At 67.2% G+C, this 25,597-nt stretch carries 22 protein-coding genes; 5 read left to right on the top strand and 17 right to left on the bottom strand.

Annotation, left to right across the window (positions count from 1 at the left end; translation table 11 throughout):
- Nucleotides 1–175: 175 nt before the first annotated feature.
- From PDM29_RS16870 to PDM29_RS16820, 11 genes are all read right to left on the bottom strand, one after another.
- The gene (locus PDM29_RS16870; RefSeq protein WP_311191209.1) at nucleotides 176–946 is read right to left on the bottom strand and encodes a heme ABC transporter ATP-binding protein; all 771 of its coding nucleotides are present in this window, start codon (nucleotides 944–946) and stop codon (nucleotides 176–178) included.
- Complete coding sequence (locus PDM29_RS16865) at nucleotides 943–1,983, bottom strand: FecCD family ABC transporter permease (protein ID WP_311191208.1); 1,041 nt, start codon at nucleotides 1,981–1,983, stop codon at nucleotides 943–945. Before PDM29_RS16865 ends, PDM29_RS16870 begins: the two co-directional genes overlap by 4 nt.
- Nucleotides 1,983–3,035 (bottom strand): heme/hemin ABC transporter substrate-binding protein, encoded by a 1,053-nt coding sequence (locus PDM29_RS16860; protein WP_311191207.1) that lies wholly within the window; start codon nucleotides 3,033–3,035, stop codon nucleotides 1,983–1,985. The genes PDM29_RS16865 and PDM29_RS16860 overlap by 1 nt, the downstream gene beginning before the upstream one ends.
- 52 nt (nucleotides 3,036–3,087) lie before the next feature.
- Nucleotides 3,088–4,464: a YncE family protein gene (locus tag PDM29_RS16855; protein ID WP_311191206.1), complete on the bottom strand. Its 1,377-nt coding sequence runs from the start codon at nucleotides 4,462–4,464 to the stop codon at nucleotides 3,088–3,090.
- A 120-nt stretch (nucleotides 4,465–4,584) separates the two neighbouring features.
- Nucleotides 4,585–5,520 carry an alpha/beta hydrolase gene (locus PDM29_RS16850; RefSeq protein WP_311191205.1) on the bottom strand — a complete coding sequence of 312 codons (936 nt, stop codon included), beginning with the start codon at nucleotides 5,518–5,520 and terminating at the stop codon, nucleotides 4,585–4,587.
- Nucleotides 5,521–5,665: 145 nt separating this feature from the next.
- Complete coding sequence (locus PDM29_RS16845; RefSeq protein ID WP_311191204.1) at nucleotides 5,666–6,865, bottom strand: hypothetical protein; 1,200 nt, start codon at nucleotides 6,863–6,865, stop codon at nucleotides 5,666–5,668.
- Nucleotides 6,862–9,387 carry a TcfC E-set like domain-containing protein gene (locus tag PDM29_RS16840; protein ID WP_311191203.1) on the bottom strand — a complete coding sequence of 842 codons (2,526 nt, stop codon included), beginning with the start codon at nucleotides 9,385–9,387 and terminating at the stop codon, nucleotides 6,862–6,864. Before PDM29_RS16840 ends, PDM29_RS16845 begins: the two co-directional genes overlap by 4 nt.
- A 97-nt stretch (nucleotides 9,388–9,484) precedes the next feature.
- Complete coding sequence (locus PDM29_RS16835) at nucleotides 9,485–9,985, bottom strand: CS1 type fimbrial major subunit (protein WP_311191202.1); 501 nt, start codon at nucleotides 9,983–9,985, stop codon at nucleotides 9,485–9,487.
- 77 nt (nucleotides 9,986–10,062) lie between these two features.
- Nucleotides 10,063–10,803, bottom strand: coding sequence for a CS1 fimbrial subunit B flags: Precursor (locus tag PDM29_RS16830; protein WP_311191201.1), 741 nt, complete (start codon nucleotides 10,801–10,803; stop codon nucleotides 10,063–10,065).
- Between the two features lie 200 nt (nucleotides 10,804–11,003).
- Entirely contained in the window at nucleotides 11,004–12,449 is a 1,446-nt protein-coding gene (locus PDM29_RS16825; RefSeq protein ID WP_311191200.1) for an amidohydrolase family protein, read from the bottom strand.
- 99 nt (nucleotides 12,450–12,548) lie between these two features.
- On the bottom strand, nucleotides 12,549–13,154 hold the full coding sequence (locus tag PDM29_RS16820; protein WP_311191199.1) for a glutathione S-transferase family protein: 606 nt from the start codon (nucleotides 13,152–13,154) through the stop codon (nucleotides 12,549–12,551).
- A 116-nt stretch (nucleotides 13,155–13,270) separates the two neighbouring features.
- On the opposite strand from PDM29_RS16820, the gene PDM29_RS16815 reads away from it, so the two are divergent.
- The 5 genes from PDM29_RS16815 to PDM29_RS16795 all read left to right on the top strand — a co-directional run bounded on the left by PDM29_RS16815 (nucleotide 13,271) and on the right by PDM29_RS16795 (nucleotide 18,313).
- A complete protein-coding gene (locus tag PDM29_RS16815; RefSeq protein WP_311191198.1) occupies nucleotides 13,271–14,242 on the top strand; it encodes a helix-turn-helix transcriptional regulator in 972 nt (323 codons plus the stop codon).
- Nucleotides 14,239–15,120 (top strand): LysR substrate-binding domain-containing protein, encoded by an 882-nt coding sequence (locus tag PDM29_RS16810; protein ID WP_311191197.1) that lies wholly within the window; start codon nucleotides 14,239–14,241, stop codon nucleotides 15,118–15,120. Before PDM29_RS16815 ends, PDM29_RS16810 begins: the two co-directional genes overlap by 4 nt.
- Nucleotides 15,121–15,325: 205 nt before the next feature.
- Nucleotides 15,326–15,952, top strand: coding sequence for a response regulator (locus tag PDM29_RS16805; protein ID WP_311191196.1), 627 nt, complete (start codon nucleotides 15,326–15,328; stop codon nucleotides 15,950–15,952).
- Complete coding sequence (locus tag PDM29_RS16800) at nucleotides 15,949–16,875, top strand: type 2 periplasmic-binding domain-containing protein (protein ID WP_311191195.1); 927 nt, start codon at nucleotides 15,949–15,951, stop codon at nucleotides 16,873–16,875. The genes PDM29_RS16805 and PDM29_RS16800 overlap by 4 nt, the downstream gene beginning before the upstream one ends.
- On the top strand, nucleotides 16,760–18,313 hold the full coding sequence (locus PDM29_RS16795; RefSeq protein ID WP_311193816.1) for a hybrid sensor histidine kinase/response regulator: 1,554 nt from the start codon (nucleotides 16,760–16,762) through the stop codon (nucleotides 18,311–18,313). The genes PDM29_RS16800 and PDM29_RS16795 overlap by 116 nt, the downstream gene beginning before the upstream one ends.
- On the opposite strand, the gene PDM29_RS16790 is transcribed toward PDM29_RS16795, so the two are convergent.
- From PDM29_RS16790 to PDM29_RS16765, 6 genes are all read right to left on the bottom strand, one after another.
- On the bottom strand, nucleotides 18,237–18,509 hold the full coding sequence (locus PDM29_RS16790; protein ID WP_311191194.1) for a hypothetical protein: 273 nt from the start codon (nucleotides 18,507–18,509) through the stop codon (nucleotides 18,237–18,239). The two genes, PDM29_RS16795 and PDM29_RS16790, sit on opposite strands and share 77 nt — an antisense overlap.
- Nucleotides 18,510–18,550: 41 nt before the next feature.
- Nucleotides 18,551–18,952, bottom strand: coding sequence for a fluoride efflux transporter CrcB (crcB, locus tag PDM29_RS16785; protein ID WP_311191193.1), 402 nt, complete (start codon nucleotides 18,950–18,952; stop codon nucleotides 18,551–18,553).
- Nucleotides 18,949–20,229, bottom strand: coding sequence for a replication-associated recombination protein A (locus PDM29_RS16780; protein ID WP_311193815.1), 1,281 nt, complete (start codon nucleotides 20,227–20,229; stop codon nucleotides 18,949–18,951). The genes crcB and PDM29_RS16780 overlap by 4 nt, the downstream gene beginning before the upstream one ends.
- Nucleotides 20,230–20,332: 103 nt before the next feature.
- Nucleotides 20,333–20,971, bottom strand: a complete 639-nt coding sequence (gene lolA, locus PDM29_RS16775) for an outer membrane lipoprotein periplasmic chaperone LolA (RefSeq protein ID WP_311191192.1) — start codon at nucleotides 20,969–20,971, stop codon at nucleotides 20,333–20,335.
- 90 nt (nucleotides 20,972–21,061) lie between these two features.
- Complete coding sequence (locus tag PDM29_RS16770) at nucleotides 21,062–23,008, bottom strand: DUF3857 domain-containing protein (protein ID WP_425508683.1); 1,947 nt, start codon at nucleotides 23,006–23,008, stop codon at nucleotides 21,062–21,064.
- An 80-nt stretch (nucleotides 23,009–23,088) separates the two neighbouring features.
- Nucleotides 23,089–25,458, bottom strand: coding sequence for a DNA translocase FtsK (locus PDM29_RS16765; RefSeq protein ID WP_311191191.1), 2,370 nt, complete (start codon nucleotides 25,456–25,458; stop codon nucleotides 23,089–23,091).
- Between the last annotated feature and the right edge of the window lie 139 nt (nucleotides 25,459–25,597).

Genomic DNA, 25,597 nt, shown 5'->3' with positions numbered 1-25,597 from the left:
GATGTTTTCGACGAGCCCCCATGGATGGGTTAACGGCGTGTCCCGTACCCCCCATCCGATGGCCCCAGGCACGTAGACCCGCAGCCGAGGGTTGTTCGCCAAGAGCCAACAGCAGCCGGGCAAGCCCGGCTCTACGTGCACCATGCAATCTGAGCTGTCGGCGCACCCCCAACTTTCAGGAATCCGCCACCACCACCAGCGGCACGTCGCGCTGCGGATGGCGCAGGACCAATACAGCCTGGTGATACACGCGCTCGATGTGCTCGCGGGTGAGTACTTCGTCGGGCGTGCCGTCCGCCGCGACCCGGCCCTGCTCCAGCAGCACGATGCGGTCTGCGTAGCCAGCCGCCAGATTGAGGTCGTGCACCACCACGATCACGCAGGCACCGTTGTTCGCCAGTTCGCGCACCGCGCGCAGCGTGCGTTCCTGGTGGCGCAGGTCCAGTGCCGCAGTTGGCTCGTCCAGCAGCAGCAGCGGCGTGTCCTGGGTGAGCACACGGGCGAAGGTCGCACGCGCGGCCTCGCCACCGGACAACGTGCGCACTTCGCGCGCGCGCAATCCCTGCATTTCCGCCTTGTCCAGCGCGGACTCGATCAGCGCTGCATCGCGCGCCGGGTCCGCTGGATGCGGCAGCCGTCCCATTGCCACCACTTCGTCAACCGTGAACGCAAAACGCACCGCATGGTCCTGTGGCATCACCGCCCGCTCGCGTGCCAGCGCCTTTGCCTTCCAGTGCGCGATCGGCTGGTCGTGCAGGATCACCTGCCCTGCATCCGCGGCCACGTCCCCCGCCGCCACCGCCAGCAGCGTCGACTTCCCCGCGCCGTTCGGCCCCACCAGCGCGGTCAGCGTCCCCGGCGCAAAGCCCAGCGTGATGTCATCCAGGATCGCGCGCTCCCCATAGCGCAGGCCCACCCCCTTCAAGTGCAGGAAGGGCGCGCTCATACCGCCCCGCTCCGCCGCTGATGCAACACCAGCCACAGGAAGAACGGCGCCCCCAGCGCTGCCGAGAACAGGCCCAGCGGAATTTCCGCCGGCGGATCCAGCGTCCGCGCCGCGGTGTCGGCCACCACAATCAGCAGTGCGCCCGTCACTGCCGACACCGGCAGCAGCCAGCGATGCCCCGGACCCACCAGCATTCTCACCACGTGCGGCACCACCAGACCCACGAAGCCAATCGACCCCGCAAACGCCACCGCCCCCCCCACCAGCAGTGCGCTGAACGCAATCAGCTTCAAGCGCGTGCGCTGCACATCCAGCCCCAGGTGCTGCGCCTGACGCTCCCCCAGCGCCAGCATGTCCAGCGGTGTGGCCAGGCGCAGCAGCGCCAGCGTCCCCAGCACGAACACCGGTGTTGCCGCTGCCACGTCCGCCCAATCCGCCTGCGCCAGCGAGCCCATCTGCCAGAACACCAGCGACTGCAGTTCGCTTTCGCTGGCGATGTAGGTCAGGAAACCAATCGCCGCCGAACAGAACGCTGCCATGGCAATGCCCACCAGCAACAGCGTGGCCGTACCACTGTTGCGGCCCGGCCGCGCCAGCGCGTAGGTCAGGCTGATCGCCGCGGCACCGCCGGCAAACGCCGCCAGCGGCAAGGTCCAACCGCCGACACTGCCCGCCCCCAGCACGATCGCCGCCACCGCGCCCAACGCGGCACCCTGGGTCACCCCCACGATGCCCGGGTCGGCCAGCGGATTGCCGAACAGGCCCTGCAGACTGGCACCGGCCATTGCCAGTGATGCCCCCACCAGCGCGCCCAGCAGGGCACGCGGAATGCGCAGGTTCCACACCACCGCCAGATCGCGCGTGCTCACCTGCGACGGGTCCACCCAGCCCAGCTTGACCCCGATTGCCTGCACCACTTCGAGCGGCGGCAGACGCAACGGGCCGACCGCAAACGACGCCAGAATCGCGCCGAGCAGTGCCAGCGCCATGACCAGCAGCACCCAGCCCCCGGCCGTGCGACGGGTACGACCGGTCATCACGGTGCCGGCAACGCCGCCAACGCCTTGGCCAGCGCCAGCGCGCCACTGCCCGAGCCCACACTGGTGGATTTCAGCTGCACGTCGGGCATCACCCATACGCGATTGGCGGCACCCGCCGGCGTCTGCTTCAGGGTCGGATAGGCCTTCCACAGCCCCGCTTCGCCGCCGAACAGCTGCAGATCGTTCTCGGTCACCAGGATCACATCCGGTGCCGCCGCGACCACGCCTTCATTGCTGAGCGCCGAATAGTTCTGCACGCCGGCTTCGGTACCGATGTTCACGCCGCCGGCCAACGCGATCAGCTTGCCCGACGCGCTGTCCGCCCCCGCTACCGTCGGCGCGCCGCCGGCCCCGGTGGCCGACAGGTGGATCACCCGCGGATGTTGCGCACTGGCCTTTGCCACTGCGGCCGCTTCATCCAGCTGCGCCTGCACCTGCGTTGCCAGCGTCTCGCCGGCCTCCCCAGCGCCCAGCGCGGCGGCAACCTTGCGGACCTTGTCCGGGGCCGGCTGCAGGTCGTCCACGACCACGGCCGCCTCGCCTGCGCCACGCAGCTTCTTCGCCAGCTCGGTATGCCGGCGCAGGCTGTTGCCCAGGAACAGCGAGCCTTCCAGGCTCAGCACGCCCTCGACGCCGGTGGTGCGGTTGAACAGGAACTGCTTCGGTGCATTGCGCCCTGACTCGGTGGCCGAGCGCAGCGGCGCGGCGTACACCTGCGCGCCCATGCCCAGCGCTTCAATCACCGCAATGACGTCGTCGCCACCGGCGACGATCTTCGAGGTATCGGAAACTGTGACCGAGGCACCGTCGTCGGAGGTGAGGGTCACCGGCAGCACCGGCGTGATTCCCTCGACGCTCGGCACATCGGTCCCTGCCACACGCTGCCAGCCTGCCGGCAGCGCATCGGCCTTCGCCTCCCCCGGTGCCGCGACCGTTGCCGGCGCGGACGACGCGCTTTCTGGTGCGGCCGGCTTGTCGCCGCAGGCGCTCAACGCGCCCATCAGGGCCAGCGCCAGCAGCGAGTGAGGCAGGTTGATCGAAAGACGCATCACGGTTCTCCAGATAAGCGCACGAGGCAAGCGCCCCGTGCGCGGGTTTCACTCAACGGCGCTTGGCGATACGGGTCACGCGGTCGCCCTTGGGGTCTTCGGCCCCGCGCGACTTGTTGACCGCGAACACGTTGCCCTTGCCGTCCTCAGTGACGTGGTTGGGGAAGGTGCCACCGTCCAGGTTGCCGACCACCTGGCCATTGCCATCCACTACGGTGACGGTGCCCGCACCGCGGTTGGTCACGTAGGCCAAGCCGGACACCGGTTCGAACGCCACGTTCAGCGCACCGGCACCCACCGCCACATCGTGCAGCACCTTGCCGCTGGCGATATCCACGATGAGCAGGTTGTCACTGCCCTGCGAGGCGACGAACAGGCGGTTGTTCTTCGCATCCACGGCCACGCCCGAGGCGCTGACCGCGTTGCCGAGGTCGATCACCTTGTCGACCTTGCCGCTGGCCACGTCGATCACCGCCGCTTCCGGGGTACCCATGCTGACGGTGTAAAGCTTGCCGCCAGCCGCATCCAGGGTCAGGCTCATCGGCACGAACTTGCCGTCGTCCACGCCCGATTCCACGGTGATCGGCTCCAGGGCCTTCAGCGTCTTTGCATCGAACACCGACAGGTGGTCTTCACCGGTGGCAGAAGCGAACACCTTGCCGCGCTGGCTGTCGATCACCACGTCGCGGGCATGCGGCACGGTGCCGACCGGGAACTGATGCACCAGGCCCAGATCGGACTGGCGGTACACCGCCACCGTGTCCTGGCGGGTGTTGCTGACCCACACGTTGCCATTGGCATCATCCACGCCCACGCCGTACACCGCGTAGACACTGCCGCCCTTGGCATCCGGCACCTGCGCCGGGGTGATCGCCTTGACCACCTTCAACGACTTCGGGTCCACCTTCAGCAGCTGCGACTGGGTGACCGGGGGGCGGCCCACCGCCGAGGTGACGTACAGCGCATTGGCGGCCGGGCTGTAGGCGCTCTGGTACAGACCCTGCACCAGCTTGCCGGAGGCGAGGTTGAACGCCTTCTCGCCGCTCAGCGGCAGGTTCGGCGACACCCGCAGGGTCGCCACCGCAGCGGCGGCCGGCTGGCTGGCGCGCACCACCACCGGATGCTGGCCCGGCACGGCATCGGCCGGTACGGTCACCGTGGCCTTGAAGTTGCCCTGCGCGTCGACCACCACCGGGGTGGCGTTGAGCACGGTGTCACCACGCAGCAGGGTGATCTGCTGGCCGGGCACGAACTGGCGGCCGGTGACCTGGGCGTCGCTGCCCGGCACCACGTTTTCATTGCGGGCGCTCACCTGGCCGCGGAAGCCGTTGGCCGGGGTATCGAACACCGGTTCGGCAAGCGCGCTGCTGCTGGCGACGGCAAGGGCAACCGCAAGCGCGGTACGGGTCAGTGCGGTGAAACGGGACATGTCAGACTCCTTCTGTTGGGGACGCGCGTTGCCGCGCGGTGTCACATGGGTTGCCTCGGCATGGCCGCTGTCGCGCGGCGGTGGCTCGGTGCCACGCACTACCTGGGTAAGGGAAAGGGATCAATCTGCGGCGCGGTCGGCAGCCGTCGGTGAGGCACTGCGGTCGGCAATGCCATACAGCTGGCTCAGGGTGGCCTTCAGCGAGGCCGGCAGCATCGGTCCGTGGCCCAGGCCGGGAAACTCACGGTAGCCAACCTGCAGGCCGGGAAGTTCACCCAGGCGCTGGCTCAGCTGCCAGGCGGCATCCGGGGTGGCGCCGCCGATGCGGCGCAGGTGTGCCACCACGCGGGGGTTGGTCATGTCGCGCACGCCGCGGTTGCCACTGCGTTCGTCGCCACCCAGCATCACCGTCAGCTGTGCCGGCTGGCCGCGACGGTTGTCGATGAACTGCTTTTCCATGTCCCTTTGCGGTGCGCCCTGGCTCCACCACAGCGACGGACTGGCTGCGATGTAGTGCTGGAACGCCGCCGGGCGGGTGTACAGGGTGCTGAGCACGAACAGGCCGCCCAGCGAATGCCCCCATAAAGACTGCTGCTGCGGGTCGATACGGGCGCGTTTTTCCACCTCGGGCTTGATCTGACGCTCGATCATGTCCAGGAACTGGAACGCACCGCCGCCGCTGGACACGGTCTTGCCGCTTTCATCGTCGGCGACGTCGATCCACGCGGTGTAGTCCTGGGTGCGGGCCGCGGAGTCCACCCGCAGGTCGTTGTCGTAGCCGATGAACACCAGCACCGGGGCCGCTTTGGCCGCCAGCTCGCCGAGCATCGCCTGGTCCAGGACCATCGCGGCGGCATTGCCGTCCAGCATGTACAGCGCCGGGGCCGGCACCTTGCCCGGTGCCACCGGAACGCCCACATTCACCCGCCAGCGGCGCGAATGGTCGGCGCTGTCGATCACGAAACGTTCGAACCGGTAGGACTGCGCCGGCTCATCCAGCACCGTCTGGCCGATCTTCTGCAGCGGATTGCGCTGCTGGGCGTGGACACTGCTCATGGCAAGCATGCACAGCATGGCCAAGACGGCGAAGGGGGAAGGTAAGCGGCTGGACACAAATGCAAGACCGGGGATCACAATCGACCCAGTGTATCTCAAATGCGAATGGGTATCACTTGTAGAGCCGGGCTTGCCCGGCTGCAGTTCACGGATCGGCGTCAAACACCACGGTCACATCGCCCCGATAGCGCGTGCCCGGGTTCGCCAGCATCGCCTGCACGGGTGCCCCCTGCACCGCCAGATGCAGGCGTGCCGGTCGCCCGATCACCACGGTGTCCGCCCCGAACACCGGAGGCGCGCCGAGGCTGTTCAGCCCCACCGCCACCGCAGCCGCACCACTGGCAACATCGCGGAAACCCGGCAGGGTCACAGTGACATCCAAAGGTGCATCTTCGGCATCGACCGTGGTATTGCGGATACCACAGCGCCCATCCGGCTGCGGATACTGGCACTGCAGCGAGACGCTGAAGCGGCCACTGCTGCTGACGCCGAAGGCAAGCTCCCGCTCCAGCGCCGCCGGCACGATGCCCTGCTCGGTCCATCCTCGCCAGCCGCCTTTCGGCACCAGCAGCGCCCGCTCGCTTCCGGGCGGAATGTCCAGCCGGAACGCATGCTGCACATCCAGCCGGAAATGCACATGCACCAGGCGATCTGTCAGGGCTATCCCGTTACCAAGATCAAAGTCGGTGCCCTCCCCCGTACCCCCGAAGCTGTAAACGGTGGAGCCGGTGTAAATGCCACTGCGCATGTCCAGCGGTGCCGGCGTGTGCAGTGCATACACGAAATCCAGCATGGGAATGGCGTAGTTGTTGGTGTTCACCCAGTGCAGCGAGCAGGTTGCGGTTCCCTGTCCGCCATCGCGGCGTAGCAGCATGCGCATCAGGGTGTAGGGACCGTGCCCGATGATGCCGAAGTCGCAGCCGCGCGCGCCGCCGCTGGACGCGATGTTCTCCGCGCCATCGCCCTCCTCGTCGGTGTAGCGCATCGCCGCACCGATGATGCGCAGGTCGAGGTCGAACGTGCTCGCCCCGTCTTCCGAGGTGACCTGCACCGTCCGCGGTGGCGGCATGCGGATGTAGAACCCATCCGGCCCCCAGTCGGTCACGCGCACGGCGTCCTTGCTGCCGCGAAGCGTGGTGTCGATGCTCCACCAGTTGTTCTGCCGGCAGCGTTCCATGTGTCCCTGCGCACACACGCCGGTCCACGGCGTGGTGTTGGTGAAGGTGCGCACGCTGGGGTCATTCAGATCGGGCTTGAACTCGGCCGTGATGTGCACATCCGCCGCGCCAGCGGTGCCTGCCAGAACGAGTCCCAGAAGCGCCACGCTCAACGTTCTGAACGTCATGGTGCTTCTCCCGCCGGCGCGGCCTGACGCTGTGCAATGCCGGTCGGCGGACACTTCAGCACGCCGGCCATCCACACATCCCCCTGCGACCGCGTGACCTTGCCGTCCAGCGCGAACTGGCACTGGCTCACCTCCGGGTGCTGCACCTCAAGGGTCGGCGCGCGGCGACTCACTTCCAGCGCGAAGAAACCGTCGGCTTCGGCGACACTGCGCCCGGCGTGGTTGACCACGCGGGCACCGGTCAACGGTCGTCCCCGCGCATCGCGCACCTGCCCCAGCACGGTCACCGTCTGCAGCACCTCGACTTCGCCATGGAGGACGCCGCCACGGTTCAGGTGATAAGGCAGCACCGACGGCTGGATGCTGGCGGCTGGCGCACGGCGTCCCTCGAAGTCGATCTGCAGCGCGCCGGCCCGGTACGCGGGCACCGGCAGCAGGTTGCGGCCCGGGCGCAGCACGTAGCTGCCGCCGTTGCGATCATGCGCACGCAGTGCGACGCCGGGAACATCCGAGCGTACGTCCACGATCATCCCGGTACGCGTACCGCCGAGGTGACCGGCCCCGGTCATCGCCAGCCGCCCGCCGCCGACGGCCAGCGTGCTTTCCAGGTTCACGCCGCCACTGCGCTCGCCGTGCAGCGATGACCGCTGCAGATAGGCGTCACCGCGCAGCGCCGGATGCTCGAACTGTGCGTTGCCGCTGGCCCCGACGCCGTCCCGGTCTGCGGTCACCTGCACGCCTGCCCCTTGCAGCAGGCCCTGTTCGAATTCCTGCTGCACGCCCAGACTCGCGTACAGGTCACGTCCGCCCTGCCGACCTGCGCGCGAACCCAGGCTGCCGCTGACGCGGCGCTGGTCGCGTCCGAGAGCGATGTTCATGCTGAGGTCGACGCCACGATTGCGCCGCAGGTCTGTGCTGGCGCTGCCCGGCCGGTCGAACAGCGAAACGCGCCAGCTGGCATCACTGCCCCACAGCCGCTGCCGCCGGCTGAAAGAGAGGTCCACGCCGACACCACGACTGACTCCGCGCTGGTGCGAGACACGCGCGGCAAGATGACCGCTGTCGCCCACGCGGTGGTTGAGTCCGATCGCGCTGGTCTGCAGCCACCCTGCGCGGAGGTCGACCCCATCGTCTGCTGCGTACCAGGGAGCGTCCAGCGGCCGCCGTTCCTGCCAGCTTCGGTTGTGCGAGACCATCACGCTGCCAGTCCGATAGCGGATCAACCCCTGCAGATCGACACCGTGGCCATCGGCGCTGGACGTGTACGCATTGGTGTACAGGCTGGCGCGGTCGTTGAGCTGCCAGTCCAGCGAACCGGCCGCGGCCCGCGCATTCCCGATCTGCTGCACGGCCACACCCAGCACGGCACGGGCGTGGGCCAGGTAGTTGATCACCCCGCCCGCACCCAGCTCACCGGCCTGCGGGTCCTCCACGCTGTCCAGCAGGCTGCGCTGCACGCCGGCAAAGGCGCTGTAACGCCAGCGTCGGCTGGGGTCCCGCCAATGCGTCGGTTTGTGGATCACCGCGGTTTCACGGCTGGTTTCGCGCCCATCCTCGATGACCCGCAGTTCCACCTCGTAGATGCCGCCGGGAAGACGCTGCGTGTCCAGTCGCTGCAGTCCTGGGCGCACCGGCTGGCTCTGGATCAGCGCGCCGTCGCGGTAGACCTCCACCCGGCCTTCGCGGTTGGCGGTGACGTATACCGGGTAAAGGCTCGACGCCTGCCCGTCCACGCGCAGGCTATCGGACGAACCGGCCATGAGGCCGGCGGTGGTGAACACCCGGCTGCTGGCGGAGCGCGGCTGTCGGGTGACGCCCTGGAAATTCGGCATGAAGTAGCCTGCCAGGAGAAAGTGGTCGTTGAATTCCCGCTGCGCGTACAGGCTCTGCACCACGTGCCGGAGCCCACTGCCGACATCGCTCCCCCGATCCACCTGGTAATGTCCGTCCACGCTCCAGTTGCCGATGCTGGCCTGGGCGTCCAACGCATAGCGGCCCGCATGGCTCGCACCTTCGCTGGCGTAGGCATTGAGCTGGTGGTGCAGGATCAGCCCCCGGCTTCCCCCTTGCGGCAATGCGTGATGTCGGGGCGCGGTGACGTCCACCGCGTCGGCGGCGGAACTGGCAATCGACAGCAGCGAGCTTTCCAGACTGTAGTGCAGCCGGGCCAAGCCTTCGGGACAGTCACGCGTACACGGACCCAGTCGATGCGGCATCGTCAGTGCGGCCTGCCAGCGTGCGCGTTCCGCCTCTGGTAAACGGCTGCCTGCGTGCTCCACGAACTCCAGCAGCGAAACAGCGTTGTCGCGCGACAGCACGGCCCGCGCGTCGCCGAGGTAGCGGCCATCGATTTCAACGCGAAGGATCAGCGGGGCGTCGAAGAAGTGATGCTGGAAATCATCCGGCAACTTGCCGGCCTGCTCCAGCAGATGCAGGCTGTCCAGCACCACGGGAGCCGCCCTGGCGGACGCAGGCAGACAGGACAGCAGCATCGCCGTCGACAACGGAAGCAGGCGCGACATGAGAATTCCAGCGGAGTGAATCAGAAGCGGCACACGCGGACGGGTGCCGTGCGGAACCGGCTGGGTGCCGCACGGCACCGGCACAGCGTGGTAAGAATCAGGGCGTGCCGCTTTCGAACATCATGAAAACGTTGCCCTGGTAGTTACCCTGCGCATAGCCGCCCACGGCGGGAGCCGCCGCCAGGATCTCCACCGCCGCGCGCTTGCTGGCCGCCGCTTCCGTGGCACTGGCTACCTCGGCGGCGGCCGCCGCGCCGACGCCGAGTTCCTGGCCTGCCACGGTGACGGTCAGGCCAATCTGGTTGCCGGCACTGGTCAACAGCGCCTCACTGCTGAGGTAGGCCACAATCGCGCCCAGCCCGCTTTTCATGTCCAGCTGCTGACGGATCGGGTCCAGCCGCTCGGTGGCCAGGTTCCAGCGCATGCTCTGCACGCGGCCGGCCCAGTCGCCCACCGGCGAGATCTGCAGGCCGGTGGGCGAAGGCACCACCGCCTCCACGGTCACCTGCAGGGGATACTGCTCAACCGCCGCCATCGCACCCAGCGGGGCCAGCAGCAATGCACCCGTCAGGGCACGCGGGATCATCATCAAACGCATAACGTCATCTCCACAGAAGGTTGTAACGGATGCCGCGTCACGGAACCCGCGCGGCCGGGCTTGAACAACGGAAAATGTCAGGGCAGCTGCAGCGGTCGGCGGCGCTCGCCTTCCACCAGCCGCAGTCGATGGCGCTGGCCCTGGTCATGATCGAGACGCTGTTGCCGCTGCGGCAGCAGGTGGATGCGCTGGGCCGGACTGCAGGTTTCCGCACGACCGCTGCCAACGCAGGTACGCAGGTCATCCAGCACGGCGGTGCTGTTGCCAACGTTGTGCAGCAGCACATGGTCGGGTCCATGCTCGGTGCGGACTTCGTAGTGCGCGCTGTCCGGATGGACGATCACAAACACACCGTAACCGGCCAGCACGTTGACCCCGGCGGACAGCTGCGCGTCGTACTCCCGTGCTTCCTCGGTGGTCAGCGCGAACTCATCCGCCGCCTTCGGCAGCACCGGGACAAACCGCACGCGGTAATAACGTTCGCGGCTGCGATCACCCAGGAACACCAGACGTGCGGCCTGCTGCCCCTGCGCTGGAATGATCAGCCGTGCAGGGCTGGCGATCAGCCCGTCCCCACCCGCTGCGTTGGCATCCACCGCGTGCTCGTGTGCACGCTGGTCATCGTCATAGACCACCTCGCTGATCACGACCCGGACGAAGGCCGTGGCGGTTCCACGGTTGTGCACGCGTTTGAGCAGGCTGGCCTGGTCGGACTCCAGGTACTCATACATCGCCCCCACCTGGATACTCGGGGCAGCCGCGTTGCCGATGACAGGCAACGCGAAAGACAACAGCAACGGCCACAGCAGTCGTTTCATCACAACAGATCCCACGGCGAAGCGCTCTGTGCACGGCTGTCGTCGCCGCACACCAAACAGGACGCGCAGAGTAGGCGCGCCTGCCCGCCTCACCCCATGCAACTTGTTTCAAGGCGGCGTAGGAATCCTTGCAGAATGCATATCCGAAACGCACAACGCCCCGTCAGACGGGGCGTTGTGGTGGTGCACCTATGGTTGGATCAGGGTGTCGCGGCTGTGCGCCATGCCGCCACCTGGGCACGCGTGCGTTCCAGCAAGGCATCCAGTGCCTGTCGGTCATACACCTGCCCGCGCATCACCACGGTGTTGATGCGACGAGTTGCCTGGATGTCCTGCAACGGATTGGCATCCAGCAGCACCAGGTCCGCTGCACGCCCCTGGCTCACGCTGCCATAGCGGTCGAGCTGACCAAACCAGGCGGGGCCGGCACGGGTGGCCGCTGACAGCGCCTGCGCCGGGGTCAACCCTTCCTTGACGAACAGGCTCAGTTCGTCGTGCAGCCCGATGCCGGGATAGTTGAACGAGTTGAGGAAGCCGGCATCAGTACCGGCCATGATGGTGACACCGGCCTGCTGCAGCAGCGGCAGCACCGCCGCCACCTGGTGATACTGCTGATGGCGGGCTTCAATCTGTGCCAGCGTAGCCTTGGCGGCACGTTCGACACGCCACGCGTAGGTGCCCTGCAGCTTGGGCCCGATGTACTGCAGGTACGGATCGTTGGCGTGATCGTCCTGGTCAAGGAAGTCCAGAATGCGCCCACCATTGAGCGTGGGCGTCACGTACACACCCTTGGCGGCAAAGCCGCGATACGCCGTCAGTGCGGTGTCGCGGTCGAAGCCCGCATCCAGACGCTGGTTCGCTTCAGCGCGGTTGATCCGCCCGGCAGCGAAATCGGCGGCAATGGCGGCTTCATCCTTGACCCCGGCTTTGTAGGCGTAATCCAGGTGTTCAATCGAACTGATGCCGGCATCAACGGCCTGCTGCACGGTCAAGGCCATCGGAATATGACCCGACGCACGCAGTCCGTTGGCACGCGCACCGCTCACCGCCTGCAGGAACAGATCCGGGGTCAGTGTGCTGTCGGTGATCTTGACGAAGTCCACCCGGTCTTCGCGCAGGCGCTTGAAGGCGGCGTCCAGGTCTTCGCGGCTGCCGACCTCGATGGTGCCCTTCCAGACCGGCTTGATGCCCTCGATTTTGGCTCCGGAGGTGAACAGGCGCGGGCCTTCCAGCGTGCCGTGCGCGATCTCGTCGCGCCATTGCAGCACCTGTCCTGGCAGGTCGCCGGAGCAGTCGCGGATGGTGGTGATGCCGTGGGCGATGTACAAGGGCAGCAGCGCCTTGTTCTCCTCTACCAGCTCGGGGCCACCGCCGAAATGCACATGCATGTCCCACAGGCCGGGAATGAGATAGCGGCCGCTGCCGTCGATCCTGCGTTCGGCCTTCCATGCCTTTGCAATGGCGGCATCTGCACCCACCGCCACGATGGCATCACCGCGCACCACCACCGCCTGGTCAGCATGCGTGGTCGCCTGCTCCACGTCGACCACGGTGGCATGGCGGATGATCAGGTCGGCCCGCTCGGCGGCGGAGACGGCCGGCGACATCGCCAGCAACAGGGACAGCAGCACTACGGAACGCTTCATGGCAGGTCGCAATGGGAAGACCCCTGCACCATACGGCGCAGGGGCCGATATTCACCAGTTAAATTTCGCCATGACCCGCATTAATGTAATAAATACCAGTCAGGCGTCGGCCTGCATCGCCGGACGCGCCATGACCTCGCCCAGCCAGCGCGCAACGGCGGGGTGCCCGTCCACCCTCGCGCCCACATGCATCCCATAGCCCACCACCTGCGCCACGACCAGGTCGACCAGGGAGTACGCCGGGCCCACCATCCAGTCCTGCGCACGCAGCCGTGCCTCCAGGATGTCCAGCAGCTCCTGCAGCAATGCACGCGCGGCCTCGGCATGCGCCGCGTTCTCAAGCTCGCCCCCGCTGCTGGCCAGCCGCAGTCGATTGATGGCCGGTCCGTAGGTCACGTACGACCAGGCGCACCAGGACATCGCCTGCAGGCGCTCGGGCGTGCCCTCCGCCGGCCACAGGCCCTGGGCGACACCGAAGCGCGCGCCCAGCCACAGGTGGATGGCAAGCGCTTCGAAGATGGGTGTGCCATCCACCACCAGGCAGGGCACTTTGCCATTCGGGTTGATGGCCAGGTATTCCGGCGTGCGCTGCTCACCATTGCGGATGTCGATGCGGACGCGGTCGTGGGGAACCGCCAGTTCTGCCAGCGCGCAGGCAATCGGCGTGGCGCTGGACATCGGGTGCCAATAGAAGACCAAAGACATGTGCATTCCTTTGTGTTGAGGGACGTCGCGGTGCCGCCACCGGGGCTTGCACCATGGACACAGGCTAGCGACCATTGCGGACAGTTCCTGTCCTCGATTGTGGCGATCCTGCGCTCATGCTGACCACCTCGTCCCGCCTGCTTCGCCTGTTGTCGCTGCTGCAGTCGCGGCCGCACTGGTCCGGCCCTGCACTGGCCACCGAGATGGGCGTGCATGCGCGCACACTGCGCCGTGACATTGATCGCCTGCGCGAGCTCGGCTACCCGATCCAGGCAAGCAGCGGCGTTGCCGGCGGCTACGCATTCCGTGCAGGCAGGGCCCTGCCGCCGTTGCTGCTGGACGACGAGGAGGCGTTGGCTGCGGCGCTGGCCCTGCGCACCGCTGTGACCGGGACCATCAGCGGCATCGAACAGACCGCGATCACCACCCTGGTCAAGCTGGAGCAGGTGATGCCATTGCGCCTGCGCCGCCGCCTGGATGCATTGCGCACCGCAATCGTGCCGACCCACCCCGGCGGTCCGGTGGTCGATGCCGGTCTGCTGGGAACCCTGGCGGCCGCCTGCCGCGATCAGTTGCAACTGCACTTTGACTACGCCGACCGCAACGGCGTCGGCAGTCATCGCCAGGTCGAGCCGCAAGGCGTGGTCCAAGCCGAACGCCGCTGGTACCTGGTCGCCTGGGACACCGCACGACAGGACTGGCGCACCTTCCGCATCGACCGCATTACCGCAGCACCGCAGGTTGGCGTGCACTTCCGGCCGCGTCCGTCGCCGGGTGATGGCGACCTGGGCCGCTACGTCAAGCAGATCCTCGCGCTACCCAGCCACGCCGTAGAAGCGCAGGTGGTGCTGCATGCGCCGCTGGCCGCGATGCGACAGCGTGTGCCGCCCAGCCTGGGCGCACTGGAACCGCGCGACGCGGACAGCTGCCTGCTGCGCTGCGCTGAATACTCCCCAGGATTGCTGGAGATCTGGCTGATCATGCTGGAGGTGGAGTTCGAAGTGCTGGGACCACCCGAGCTGCAGCAGCATCTACGCGACACCAGTGCGCGCCTGCTGCGCGGGGTGGCGTATGCTGGGCGGACATGACTGCCCGCGCTAATTCCCCACGCACGCTGTTCGATCTGGACCTGTTGCGCGCCATGGTCATGGTCGCCGACTGCGGCAGTTTCACCGCAGCGGCAGCGCGGCTGCACTCCACCCAGAGCACGGTCAGCCAGCAGATCCGGCGTCTTGAAGACATTGCCGGGCGTCCGTTGCTGGTGCGCGCCAATCGTGATGTTCATCCCACCGATGCCGGCCATGCGCTGCTCGGCATCGCCCGCCAGATGCTGGCGCTCAACGACCAGATGCGCGAGGTACTGGCCGGTGCCACCGTGGCGGTCACCGTGCGCCTGGGCGTGCCGGAGGATTTCGTCAGTCGCCGCACCAGCACCCTGCTTGGCCGCTTCAACCGCCGCCACCCGCACGTGAAACTGGAAGTGACCAGCGGCTTGAGTCGCGACCTGGCACAGGCCTTCGACCACGGCGAGCTGGACCTTGCCGTGGTCAAGCAGCGACGCGCCAGCCGGCCCGCAATGGCCTGCTGGCCCGAGCCGATGCGCTGGGTGGACAGTGCCCGTACGCCGTGCCTGCAGGAGGACCCGGTGCCGCTGGTCACCTTCCCACCGCGTGGCTTGTACCGTGATGAGCTGATTGCGGCAATGGAGAGCCAGGGAAAGCGCTGGCGGATCAGTTTCACCAGCTCCAGCCTCAGCGGCATCCAGGGGGCGGTGGCCGATGGCATGGGCATCAGTCTGCTGCCGGCCCGCGCCGTCACCCGCGACCATCGCGTGCTCGGCGCACGCCAGGGGTTCTCCCCGATGGACGGCTTCGAGGTGGCGCTGCTGCACCGACCAGCCGCCGAGCCGATCATCGTGGACCTCGCCACGCAGTTCGCGCGACTGCTGGATCGCGGTCAGCGCTGAGCGCGTTGCGCGTTCACGCTCCCGGCGCGGTTGGTTGAAAAAACGACGTTCTGGCAGACGACGCCGAAGCGCCGCTCGCCCCCGCCCCGCTTATAGGAATCATCCTAATCTGACGTCAGAAGAACCTTGTGACGCGTTCAAGCAGTAAGAATGGCGCAAATCCCACGATTGCGTGCCTCCCTTGTCCAAGCGCCATCCAGGTCCCGTGTGCGGAAAATGCCTTCCGTCCGTTCTCAAGATTGCCCTGCTCGATGACCACGACGTGGTCCGTCATGGCAGTTGCGTCCATCTGTCCAACCACAACCGGCTTGAAGTGGTGGGCAACCATGCACGCAGCAGCGCGCTGATTGCCACGCTGGCCCGCTGCCACGTCGACGTGGCGGTCATCGACTATGCGCTCGCCGAAGGCGACCTGCAGGGCATGGAGCTGCTGCGCATGCTGCGCCGGCGATTCCCGCGGGTGCGTCTGCTGATGTTCTCGGCCAACGTCCACCATGTGATGATCTCCAACACCATCGCCGCCGGTGCCGCGGGCGTGGTGTCGAAAAGCCAGTCGCTGGAGGAACTGGCGCGCGCCGTCGGCCGCGTGGCCGCCGGCCACATCCACCTGCCCGAGGGCTATCGCGATGAGCACGCCGAACATCGGCTGACCCCCAGCGAACGGGAAGTGCTGCAGCTGTGCCTGAGCGGCATGACCGTCACCGAAATCGCCGCGGTCCGCAACCGCAGCATCAAGACCATCAGCACACAGAAGCACGCCGCCTTCCGCAAGCTGGGGCTGCGCACCGACCGCGACCTGTTCACGCTGCGCCATCAACTGGCGGTGTTGTGAGCACGGCGCGTTGCTGCGGCGCAGCGCTGCTGACGGTCTGGTTGCTGGCGCTCACCGCCCATGCGTCCGACGGCAACCGCCTGATCCGCGTGGCGGCCGACCCGTCACAGCATCGTCTGCTCACTCCGGAAACCCGGGCGGCGCGCGACGCCAACCTGGTCAGCAGCTATGCCCAGCTGGTGAGCCAGGAAACCGGACTCAGCTTCCGTGAGCAGCGGGTGGAGTCCGCGCGCGCCGCACTGCAGGCACTGTGTGACGGTCAGGCCGACCTGATGCTGCTGCTGGGTGGACTGGAGGGCGCACCCTGCAACACGCTCGTCGCCTCGCCCGCGTACTACCGTGGCCAGGCCTTGCTGGCCAGCCGTCACACCCACCCCAACCCACCTGAGCTGACGCATCTGCGCCGCATTGCGGTAATCGGCGGAAGCCGCTACGCCGAGTGGCTGGCCAGCCATCACCCGAACCTGCAGACGATGTCCGTGCCCACGCTGCGCGAGGCGTTGGCGGCGGTGGAAACCGGTGTTGCCGACGTGGCGCTGGAGCTGGACGTGGCCATGCGGCCGCTGGTGCGCCGCGATCACGGCGACAGCCTGCTGCTGCACGGCGCGCCCGGCAATCTGCCGGGCAGCCTGCACCTGGGTGGTGCGGCAGCAGGACCACGCACTGCTGGACCAGATTCACCAGGCGATGCGATCGATCAGCCCGCAGGAACATGCGCTGTTGATGCAGCGCTGGACCCGCGCCACCTATTTCAGTGGACCTTCGATTGCCGTGCTGTCGCAGCACTTCCGCTGGGAACTGGTGACCATGGGCCTGACCGTGCTGTCGCTGCTGGCTGCCGGCTTCTGGCTGCGCCGCACACAGCTGGCCGCGCAGCGCAGCGAGCGCCAGCAGGCCCGGTTCATCGCCACGATGAGCCATGAGGTGCGCAACGCGGCGCAGACATTGGTGGCCTCGGTGGACCTGCTGCAGCAGTCCGGCCTGGACAAGGGCCAACAGCAGCTGGCCGATGCCGCCCGGGTCGCCGGAAGCGGGCTGCGCCAGCTGCTCGGGCATGCTCTGGACTACTCGCGCCTTGCCGCCGGCGAGTACCAGCCACGCCCCGCCTGGCAGGACATGCGGCAACTGGCGCTGGAGTGCGCGGCGACCCACCGCCCCGGCGCCGAGGACAAAGGGCTGACCCTCACCGTGCGGCAACTGACCGACCCGCTGCCTCGCATGTGGGTGGACGCCGACGCGCTGCGCCAGGTGTTGAACAACCTGCTTGGCAACGCGCTCAAGTTCACCGATCGCGGCGGCATTGAGATCCTGCTGGAACTGAGGCTGGAACCCGAGCGCGCCACCTTGCTGCTGGGCGTCCACGACACCGGCATCGGCATCGCGCTCGACCAGCAGCACGCTGTGTTCAAGCCGTTCGCCCAGGTGCACGACGCGCACACCCATCCGACCGGCGGCTCGGGCCTGGGGCTGGCAATCTGCAACGATCTGGTCAAGGCGCTCGGCGGCCAGGTGAGCCTGTGCAGCGTGCCCGGCCAGGGCAGCAGTTTCGAGGTCCTGCTGCCGGTGGTCATTGAAGCCCCCGACAGTGGGCCGGTCGGCCAGCCCCTGGCCGGGCGCTCGCTGCTGCTGGTCGAAGACCATGCGATGAACCGCACCGTGGTCAGCCGGCAGCTGGCGGCGCTCGGCGCATCCGTCAGCACCGCCGCCGACGCTGCGGCCGCGCTGCAGGTCCAGGCCAGCGAGCCCTGCGGGGTGGTGCTGCTGGACTGTGTTCTGGGCGATATCAACGGCTACGACCTGGCCCGGCTGCTGCGCCGGCAGGAACTGGAGCAACAACGTCTGCCCGCCATGCTGATCGCGCTGTCCGCCAATGACGCACCGGCACATGTGCAACGCTGTCGCGACTGCGGCATGGATGCGGTGCTGTACAAACCGCTGGATACGCGTCAGCTGCTGTCACTGCTGGGGCTGGGCAGCTCTCCCACAGGCGTTGCGGATGCGTCGCCGACCGCCAGCGACGATCCGATGTGGCTGCACTATCTCCAGGCCGTACTGGAAGAGCAGCAGGCCATCAATGACGCGCTGCGCGCCCACGATGGCAAGCCTCTGCGCCACCACGCCCATCGCCTGGCCGGGGTGCTGCGCATGCTGGGGCAGCCGTCGCTGGCGGGCATCGCCTCCGACCTGCACGAACTGGACCTTGAGGAACCCGCCGACTGGCTGGAGGTGGAGCGCCTGCTGGGCTACCTGCGCCCGGCGCTGGCGCTGTTGACGCGCAGCTGCCCTACTTCAGCTGCAACGGGTAGCGCTGCCACAGCACATGGACCAGAAACCCGGTCAGTTCCGGATCCTTGGACGTGATCGAAGCGCGGATCTTGTCCAGCAGCACCATGTCGCTGCAGGTGCGCACGTCAGCGTGCCCGGCCTGCCCGGCCCGGCGCGCCCGGTACCGGGCTGCCCGCTGGGCATCGGTCATTGCGTATCCGAACGTGGGCGGCCGACCGCGCTTGCGCGGCAGCATCAGCTCCAGGGTGCCGGGGTCATCTTCATCACGCATGACGGATCGGGAGGAAAAACGGGGGCGCGAAAGATACCACGTCAGGCACTGGATTCGGCCACCCGGGCCCCTACCCAGACCAGCGCGAAGCCCGCCAGCAGGCTGACCGCCAGATACACCGGCATCACCCAGCCGTGCCCGTTGCGCACCAGCAACACCGCCTCGAGCATCATCGACGAAAACGTGGTCAGCCCGCCGATGATGCCGACGATGATGAAGGCCCGCCAGTACGGAGCCGCGGCCCCCTTGGTCTGCAGCCAGACCATCACGTAACCGACCGCGAAGGCCCCGATCAGGTTGACCGTAAGCGTGCCCCACGGGAAACCGGTGCCGAACTGGCGCAGGATGGCGTCGCCGATGATGAAACGCAGCGACGCGCCCAGCGCGCCGCCCAGCATGACCAGCCCGAGCTGCTGCCACCACGCACCCGGCAGCAGGCTCATGCCTGCCCCTTGGCGGCACGGGCCTGCGCACGTTCTGCACGCAGGCGGTCCAGCTTCTCTTTCAGCTTGATCTCCAGTCCACGCGGGACCGGCTCGTAGTACACGCGCTCGCCCATGGCATCCGGGAAACCGGTCTGGTCCAGCGCAATGCCGCCCTCGGCATCGTGGTCGTACTGGTAGGTTTTGCCATAGCCCAGCTCTTTCATCAGCTTGGTCGGCGCGTTGCGCAGGTGCAACGGCACTTCCTGGGTGCCGGTTTCGCGCACCTCGGCCTTGGCCAGATTGAAGGCGGCGTAGCCGGCATTGGACTTGGCCGTGCTGGCCAGATACAGCACGAGCTGCGCGAACGCCAGTTCACCTTCCGGGCTGCCCAGCCGTTCGTAGATGTCCCACGCTTCCAGCGCCATGCTCTGCGCGCGCGGGTCGGCCAGGCCGATGTCCTCGATCGCCATGCGGGTCAACCGGCGCGCCAGGTAGGCAGGATCACAGCCGCCATCCAGCATCCGGGTCAGCCAGTACAGCGCCGCATCGGGATTGGAGCTGCGCACCGATTTGTGCAGCGCCGAGATCTGGTCGTAGAACTGTTCGCCGCCCTTGTCGAAGCGGCGGGTGCGGTCGGCCAGCACCTGCTGCAGCATCTCCGGGGTGATCACGCCGTTGTCGCCGCCTGCCAGCTCCGCTGCGATTTCCAACAGGGTCAGCGCCCGGCGGACGTCGCCGTCGGCGGCGGTGGCGATTTCCAGCAACGCCTCCGCACTCACCTGCACCGGTTCCGCACCCAGGCCCCGCTCTGGGTCCTGCAGCGCCCGCTGCAGCGCCTCGACCACATCGGCCGGCGACACCGCCTCCAGCACGTGCACGCGGCAGCGTGACAGCAGTGCCGAATTCAGTTCGAACGAGGGATTTTCAGTGGTGGCCCCGACGAACACGATGGTGCCGCGCTCAATATGCGGCAGGAACGCATCCTGCTGGGCTTTGTTGAAACGGTGCACCTCGTCAACGAACAGGACCGTGCGACGGCCTTCGGCAAAGCGCTGCGCTGCCTCTGCCAGCACCTGCCTTACCTCCGGCAGGCCGGACAGCACGGCCGAAATCGCGCGGAACTCGGCGTCGGCGTAATGCGCCAGCAGCAGTGACAGGGTGGTTTTGCCGCAGCCGGGCGGCCCCCACAGGATCATCGAGTGCACGTGCCCCGATTCCACCGCGCGGCGCAGCGCACTGCCCGGTGCGAGCAGACGCTTCTGCCCGACCATTTCATCGAGGGTCTGGGGGCGCATCCGCTCGGCGAGCGGGTGCAGGTGGTCCCGATCCACGGTCAGTAGATCGGGACCATTGAATGTCGTTCGGTTTCTGGCCACGCCCTATTGTATGACGGCGCGATCAATTGCCGATGACGTCGGTGCCCTTCGGCGGGGTGAAGGTGAAGGTGTCCTTGCTGAAGGCCGGATTGCGCTTCCAGCCGCTGAACTTGATCACGGTGCGCTGGCCGACCGCATCCAGCACTTCCATCCGGGCCAGACCCTGCGCGTTGAAGCCCAGCGCGGCGTACTGGAAGGCGGTCTCCGTTTCACGCTTCGGGCTCAGCGACAGCCACTGCAGGCCATCACGCGGCGCGGCTTCCTCACTGACGTCGTACTGCTTGTCCAGCAGCGCCGGGGTGACCAGCGCAATCAGCGGACTGTTCTTTTCCTCTGCGCCCTGCTCGCGGACGGTCGCCTGCTCCAGGTCCGGCTCATACACCCAGACCTTCTTGCCATCGGCGACGATCACCTGCACGTGCGGCTTCTGGTACTCCCAGCGCAACTGGCTCGGGGTGGACAGTGCGACCCGGCCGCTGGTGGCTTCCTTGACCTTGCCGTTCTTGTCGAACACCTGCTGGCTGAACTGCCCATCCAGGCCCTTCAGGCCCTGGGTGAAGCGGTTGAGCTCATCGCGCCCACCGGCCCAGGCGCTGGCCGAAACGGCGCTGGCGCAGACCAGGGCAGCGGCAACAAGGTGGCGGCGGAAAGAGGTCTGCATGCGGGTATCCAGGCGGAATTGAAGGATGGACGAAGTGTGCCCGGCTAAAGCTGAATGGGCGGTGCAGCGGCTGCCGCCAGACAGCCGGCATTATAGATCGGCCTGCACCGTGCGCAGGTCGCCATACAACACCTGACCGCGGAAACCCCGGCGTACCTGCTGATACAGCTCACGGAACGCAGGGTAGTCGGCGGGCTGGCACAGTGCCTGCGCGCCGCGCACCGCACGCTGATGCAGACGATGCTGCGCCACGATCACCTGCCCTTCCCGGCTCCAGTGCAGCTGGTACTCGCCAGCCGCATTGCGGAAGTCGAGGTCGCGCGGAATCGCCACGATCGGCACGCCGGCAGGAAATTCCAGCCGGTAGCGCTCCTCACGCAGATTGTCGTTGCAATAGAAGGGCGTGGCGTTCTGCTCGGCCGAGGTGTTGCTGTAGATGTCACGGAACGACTCACCGCCCGGCGCATCCGGCAGCGGCATGCCGCCGACCACACCGAAGTCGACATAGTCGCGGGCGTGGAAGTCGTAGCGATAGTTGAAGCGCTGGCCGAGGTCCTGCGGGTCGCCGAGCAGGGTGAGCTGGCCGCTGCCGTCAAATCCGGACGAGGCCATGATCGACTCCTCTACCCGGTTGCGGTTCTGTGCGTTGAGGCGCGCGAACGCGGCGCGCAGCCCGATTTCGCCGACTTCGCGCAGGTCCTGTTCGGTGCGTCCCTGCAGATTCCCTTCGCGGTCGAACTGGAAACTGACCGCAAAGCCCGCCCCGTTGCGCGCGCTGTCATTGGCCGGCGTGCGCGCCAGCGCGGCGGTGCGGGTGTGCAGCACCGGGACGCCGAGATCGCCCTCGGGCAGCTGCCCGAAGCGGGCATAGGTGCTGGTTGAATCCAGATACAGATCGAACTCGGGCACGTAGGTGATGGCGTGGTTGAACCGCCCCAGCATCGGCACTGCCGGCAAGGCAGGACCACCGCCAGCCCCGATCAGCACCGGCGTGCTGTCGATGCCGCGGGCGGCCAGCAGCGCCTCCAGGATCACCACATGGTCCTTGCAGTCACCGTAGTGGTTATCGAGGATGCTCTGCGCCGGATTCGGCTCCAGACCGCCATTACCCAGGTACACCGCCACGTAGCGGATGTTCTGCGCCACCCAGCGATACAGCGCATCCGCCTGCGCGCGGCGGTCGTCGATGCCGTGGGTGATCTGGTCGGCCAGCGCCTGGATGCCCGGGGTCACCTGCGAGGCCACGCCGGCCTTGGCCTGGTAGGCGCGCGCCAGCTCGGACCAGTCCCGATAGGTGCTGGCCATGATGGTGGGGCTGAATTCCCAGGCGGCCGCCGTCCAGTTCTGCACCGGCATCGGCGTGCTGCGCTGGTAGCGCCACTCCCATTGCGCCAGGTCGCCGCGCCGCTTCGGCCGGGTGCTGCCCTGCACACCCCGCTGCTCCACGAGCATCGGCAGGCTGGCCGGCGCGGTCAGGGTCACCCGGGCGTCGTCGTACTGGTTGAACACACTGAAGGTTTCCCACAGGCCGAAGTAGCCCGGGAAGTACGGCTGGGTCTGGGTGCGACGGGTCTGGTACACCAGCCGGGTGCCCGGGGCCAGATTGGGAAACACCACCACCCGCACCTTGCGGTCGGCATACATCGCCGCAGCCGCGCTGGAATAGCTCTCCTGGGTGTAGATGCGTTCGGCCGGCACCTCGCGGCGTTGCCCGTCGGCGGTGATGGTGTAGGCCGACAGCACCTCCAGCGTTTCCATTTTTTCGCTGTAGCTCAGGCGGACCTGGCTGAACTGCTCCACTGCCGCCTTGGTCTTGAGCAGGATCTCGTATTCCTCGGTCTGCACATTTCCGGCGTCAGGACGCACCACGTAGTCGGCACGGTAGCGGACGAAGCTGTAGTTGTTGCTGGCCTGGGCGTCGCTGGCCGGTGCACTTGAGGGCTGTGTGGGTGCGGCCGGGGATGGGGCTGGCACCTGGGCATTCGCACCCACGGGCAGGAAGAAAGCAGCCAGCATCATCCATTGCTTCAGCGTCATCGAGGTTCCTTGGGTGCCGAGGGCCGGCCAATGGCCGGCGCTACCGGGTAGGTCGGTTGCGATGGGGCGCAACCGGCTGCTTATTTGGGCGGTGGCGGGGCCAGCACGCTGCGGTCGCCGTTGTGCTCGGGCGGGCTGACCACGCCGGCCATTTCCATGGCCTCGATCAGCCGGGCGGCGCGGTTGTAGCCGATCTTCAGCCGGCGCTGCACGCCGGAAATGGAGGCCCGACGGGTCTCGGTGACGATGCGCAGCGCCTCGTCATACAGCGGGTCGGATTCGTCGCCGGCACCGGCGCTGGCCTCGGGCAGACCACCCGGGCCGACCACCACGCCATCGCCCATCACCTGCACTTCGTCGAGCACACCGCTGATGTAATCAGCCGGACCGCTGGCCTTGAGGTGCTCCACCACCCGGTGGACTTCCTCGTCGGACACGAACGCGCCGTGCACGCGGTCCGGCAGCGCGGTACCGGGCGGCAGGTACAGCATGTCGCCGTGGCCCAGCAGGGTTTCCGCGCCGGACTGATCGAGGATGGTGCGCGAGTCGATCTTCGAGCTCACCTGGAAGCCGATGCGGGTCGGAATATTGGCCTTGATCAGGCCGGTGATCACGTCCACCGACGGGCGCTGGGTGGCCAGGATGAGATGGATGCCGGCGGCACGCGCCTTCTGCGCCAGACGCGCAATCAGCTCTTCCACCTTCTTGCCGACGATCATCATCATGTCGGCGAATTCGTCGATGAAGATGACGATGAACGGCAGCGCCTCCAGCGGACGCGGGGCTTCGCCCAGCTCCGGGTTGGGCTTGAACAGCGGGTCCATCAGCGGCTGGCCAGCGTCTTCGGCGTCCTTCACCTTCTTGTTGAAGCCGGCCAGGTTGCGCACACCTACCGCGCTCATCAGCTTGTAGCGGCGTTCCATCTCCGCCACGCACCAGCGCAGGCCGTTGGCGGCCTCCTTCATGTCGGTGACCACCGGGGCCAGCAGATGCGGAATGCCCTGGTAGACGCTCAGTTCGAGCATCTTCGGGTCGATCATCAGCATGCGCAGGTCTTTCGGCGAGGCCTTGTACAGCAGGCTCAGCACCATCGCGTTCACCGCCACGGACTTACCCGAGCCGGTGGTACCGGCCACCAGCAGGTGCGGCATGCGCGCAAGGTCGGCCACGGTCGGCCGGCCGGCGATGTCCTTGCCCAGCGCCAGGGTCAGCACACTGGCGGACTTGTCGTATTCCTTCGAGCGCAGCAGCTCGGACAGGTAGATCATCTCGCGGGTGACGTTGGGAATCTCCAGACCCACCACCGATTTGCCCGGAATCACGTCGACCACGCGCACCGACTTCACCGACAGGCCGCGCGCGATGTCCTTGTCCAGCGAGCTGATCTGGCTGACCTTCACGCCTGGGGCCGGCTCGATCTCGAAACGGGTGATCACCGGGCCCGGATAGGCCCCCACCACCTGTGCCTCGATGCGGAAATCCTTCAGCTTGAACTCGATCTGCCGCGACAAGGTCTCCAGCGTTTCTTCGTCATAACCCTTGGGCTGCGGCTTGGGATCATCCAGCAGCGCCAGCGGCGGCAGGTCCGAGCCATCGCCATTGACCCCACGGAACATCGGAATCTGGGTTTCGCGCTTGGCGCGATCACTCTTTTCCAGCACCGGTTCCGGGCGCGGTTCGATCTTCACCGGCTCGCGCTTGGCGCGAACCTCGGCGTCGACCTTGCGGACTTCCTGGCGCTCCACCCGCATCGCGCGGGTCTGCTGCCAGTCGGTGGCCTGTTCTTTCTTGCGTTCCAGCAGCGGCGGAATAGCCAGAATAGCGCGACCGATCTTTTCCATCACCGCGAACCAGGACAACCCGGTGGCCAGGGTGATCGACGCCAGCAGCAGCACCAGCACGAACAGGTTCGCGCCCAGTGCGCCAAAGCCCGCGCTGAGCGAATTGCCGACCAATCGGCCCAGAATGCCGCCCGCGTGGGCCACATCGCCGGTGAACAGACGCACGTGCAGGAAGCCGGTGCCGGCAATCAGGAAGCCCACCAGCCCGACCAGCCGCAGCGCCGGGTCGAGGTCATGCTCGGAGGCGTTCTCGCCGCGCTTCAGGCCGAACATCGCAAACCAGGCCACCGCGCCCAGCACGATGGGCAGCACGAACGCCATGTAACCAAACAACTGCAGCAGCACGTCGGCGATCCAGGCACCGACCCGGCCGCCCATGTTGTGGATCGGAGCCACCACGCTGCCGGTGTGCGACCAGCCCGGGTCGGTCGCCGAATAGGTGAACAGGCTGGCCACCAGATACAGCAGCGCCGGGGCAATGGCGATCAGCCCCAGGTCACGCCACAGCCGCTGGCGGCGCGGATTGTCCGCGGCCGGCGCTGGCGCAGCCCGGCGCGAAGACGCCTTGCTGTCGGTTGACTTGGATCGCTCCGGGACCTGTTTCGCCACCTTAGACCAGACCTTGGGAATACTCTGTTAGTGCTTGATAATAAACGACTGCGGCGCAGTTTTCAGGCCGGGCCGTACAAGCCCTGCCTGGGCACCTTGGTAGACCCGACCCTGTCCCCCACAGGTTGCCGCGTTCCAT

Source organism: Stenotrophomonas oahuensis (assembly GCF_031834595.1).
GTDB classification, from domain to species: Bacteria; Pseudomonadota; Gammaproteobacteria; order Xanthomonadales; family Xanthomonadaceae; genus Stenotrophomonas; species Stenotrophomonas oahuensis.
The sequence above is the reverse complement of the archived record's forward strand: the minus strand, read 5'-3'. Positions and strand labels throughout refer to the sequence as shown.

Bases quoted from the DNA above. Each gene is read 5' to 3' on its own strand.
- PDM29_RS16870 (WP_311191209.1), bottom strand. From the start codon at position 946: ATGAGCGCGCCCTTCCTGCACTTGAAGGGGGTGGGCCTGCGCTATGGG.
- PDM29_RS16865 (WP_311191208.1), bottom strand. From the start codon at position 1,983: ATGACCGGTCGTACCCGTCGCACGGCCGGGGGCTGGGTGCTGCTGGTC.
- PDM29_RS16860 (WP_311191207.1), bottom strand. From the start codon at position 3,035: ATGCGTCTTTCGATCAACCTGCCTCACTCGCTGCTGGCGCTGGCCCTG.
- PDM29_RS16855 (WP_311191206.1), bottom strand. From the start codon at position 4,464: ATGTCCCGTTTCACCGCACTGACCCGTACCGCGCTTGCGGTTGCCCTT.
- PDM29_RS16850 (WP_311191205.1), bottom strand. From the start codon at position 5,520: ATGAGCAGTGTCCACGCCCAGCAGCGCAATCCGCTGCAGAAGATCGGC.
- PDM29_RS16845 (WP_311191204.1), bottom strand. From the start codon at position 6,865: ATGACGTTCAGAACGTTGAGCGTGGCGCTTCTGGGACTCGTTCTGGCA.
- PDM29_RS16840 (WP_311191203.1), bottom strand. From the start codon at position 9,387: ATGTCGCGCCTGCTTCCGTTGTCGACGGCGATGCTGCTGTCCTGTCTG.
- PDM29_RS16835 (WP_311191202.1), bottom strand. From the start codon at position 9,985: ATGCGTTTGATGATGATCCCGCGTGCCCTGACGGGTGCATTGCTGCTG.
- PDM29_RS16830 (WP_311191201.1), bottom strand. From the start codon at position 10,803: ATGAAACGACTGCTGTGGCCGTTGCTGTTGTCTTTCGCGTTGCCTGTC.
- PDM29_RS16825 (WP_311191200.1), bottom strand. From the start codon at position 12,449: ATGAAGCGTTCCGTAGTGCTGCTGTCCCTGTTGCTGGCGATGTCGCCG.
- PDM29_RS16820 (WP_311191199.1), bottom strand. From the start codon at position 13,154: ATGTCTTTGGTCTTCTATTGGCACCCGATGTCCAGCGCCACGCCGATT.
- PDM29_RS16815 (WP_311191198.1), top strand. From the start codon at position 13,271: ATGCTGACCACCTCGTCCCGCCTGCTTCGCCTGTTGTCGCTGCTGCAG.
- PDM29_RS16810 (WP_311191197.1), top strand. From the start codon at position 14,239: ATGACTGCCCGCGCTAATTCCCCACGCACGCTGTTCGATCTGGACCTG.
- PDM29_RS16795 (WP_311193816.1), top strand. From the start codon at position 16,760: ATGGGCCTGACCGTGCTGTCGCTGCTGGCTGCCGGCTTCTGGCTGCGC.
- PDM29_RS16790 (WP_311191194.1), bottom strand. From the start codon at position 18,509: ATGCGTGATGAAGATGACCCCGGCACCCTGGAGCTGATGCTGCCGCGC.
- crcB (WP_311191193.1), bottom strand. From the start codon at position 18,952: ATGAGCCTGCTGCCGGGTGCGTGGTGGCAGCAGCTCGGGCTGGTCATG.
- PDM29_RS16780 (WP_311193815.1), bottom strand. From the start codon at position 20,229: ATGCGCCCCCAGACCCTCGATGAAATGGTCGGGCAGAAGCGTCTGCTC.
- lolA (WP_311191192.1), bottom strand. From the start codon at position 20,971: ATGCAGACCTCTTTCCGCCGCCACCTTGTTGCCGCTGCCCTGGTCTGC.
- PDM29_RS16770 (WP_425508683.1), bottom strand. From the start codon at position 23,008: ATGACGCTGAAGCAATGGATGATGCTGGCTGCTTTCTTCCTGCCCGTG.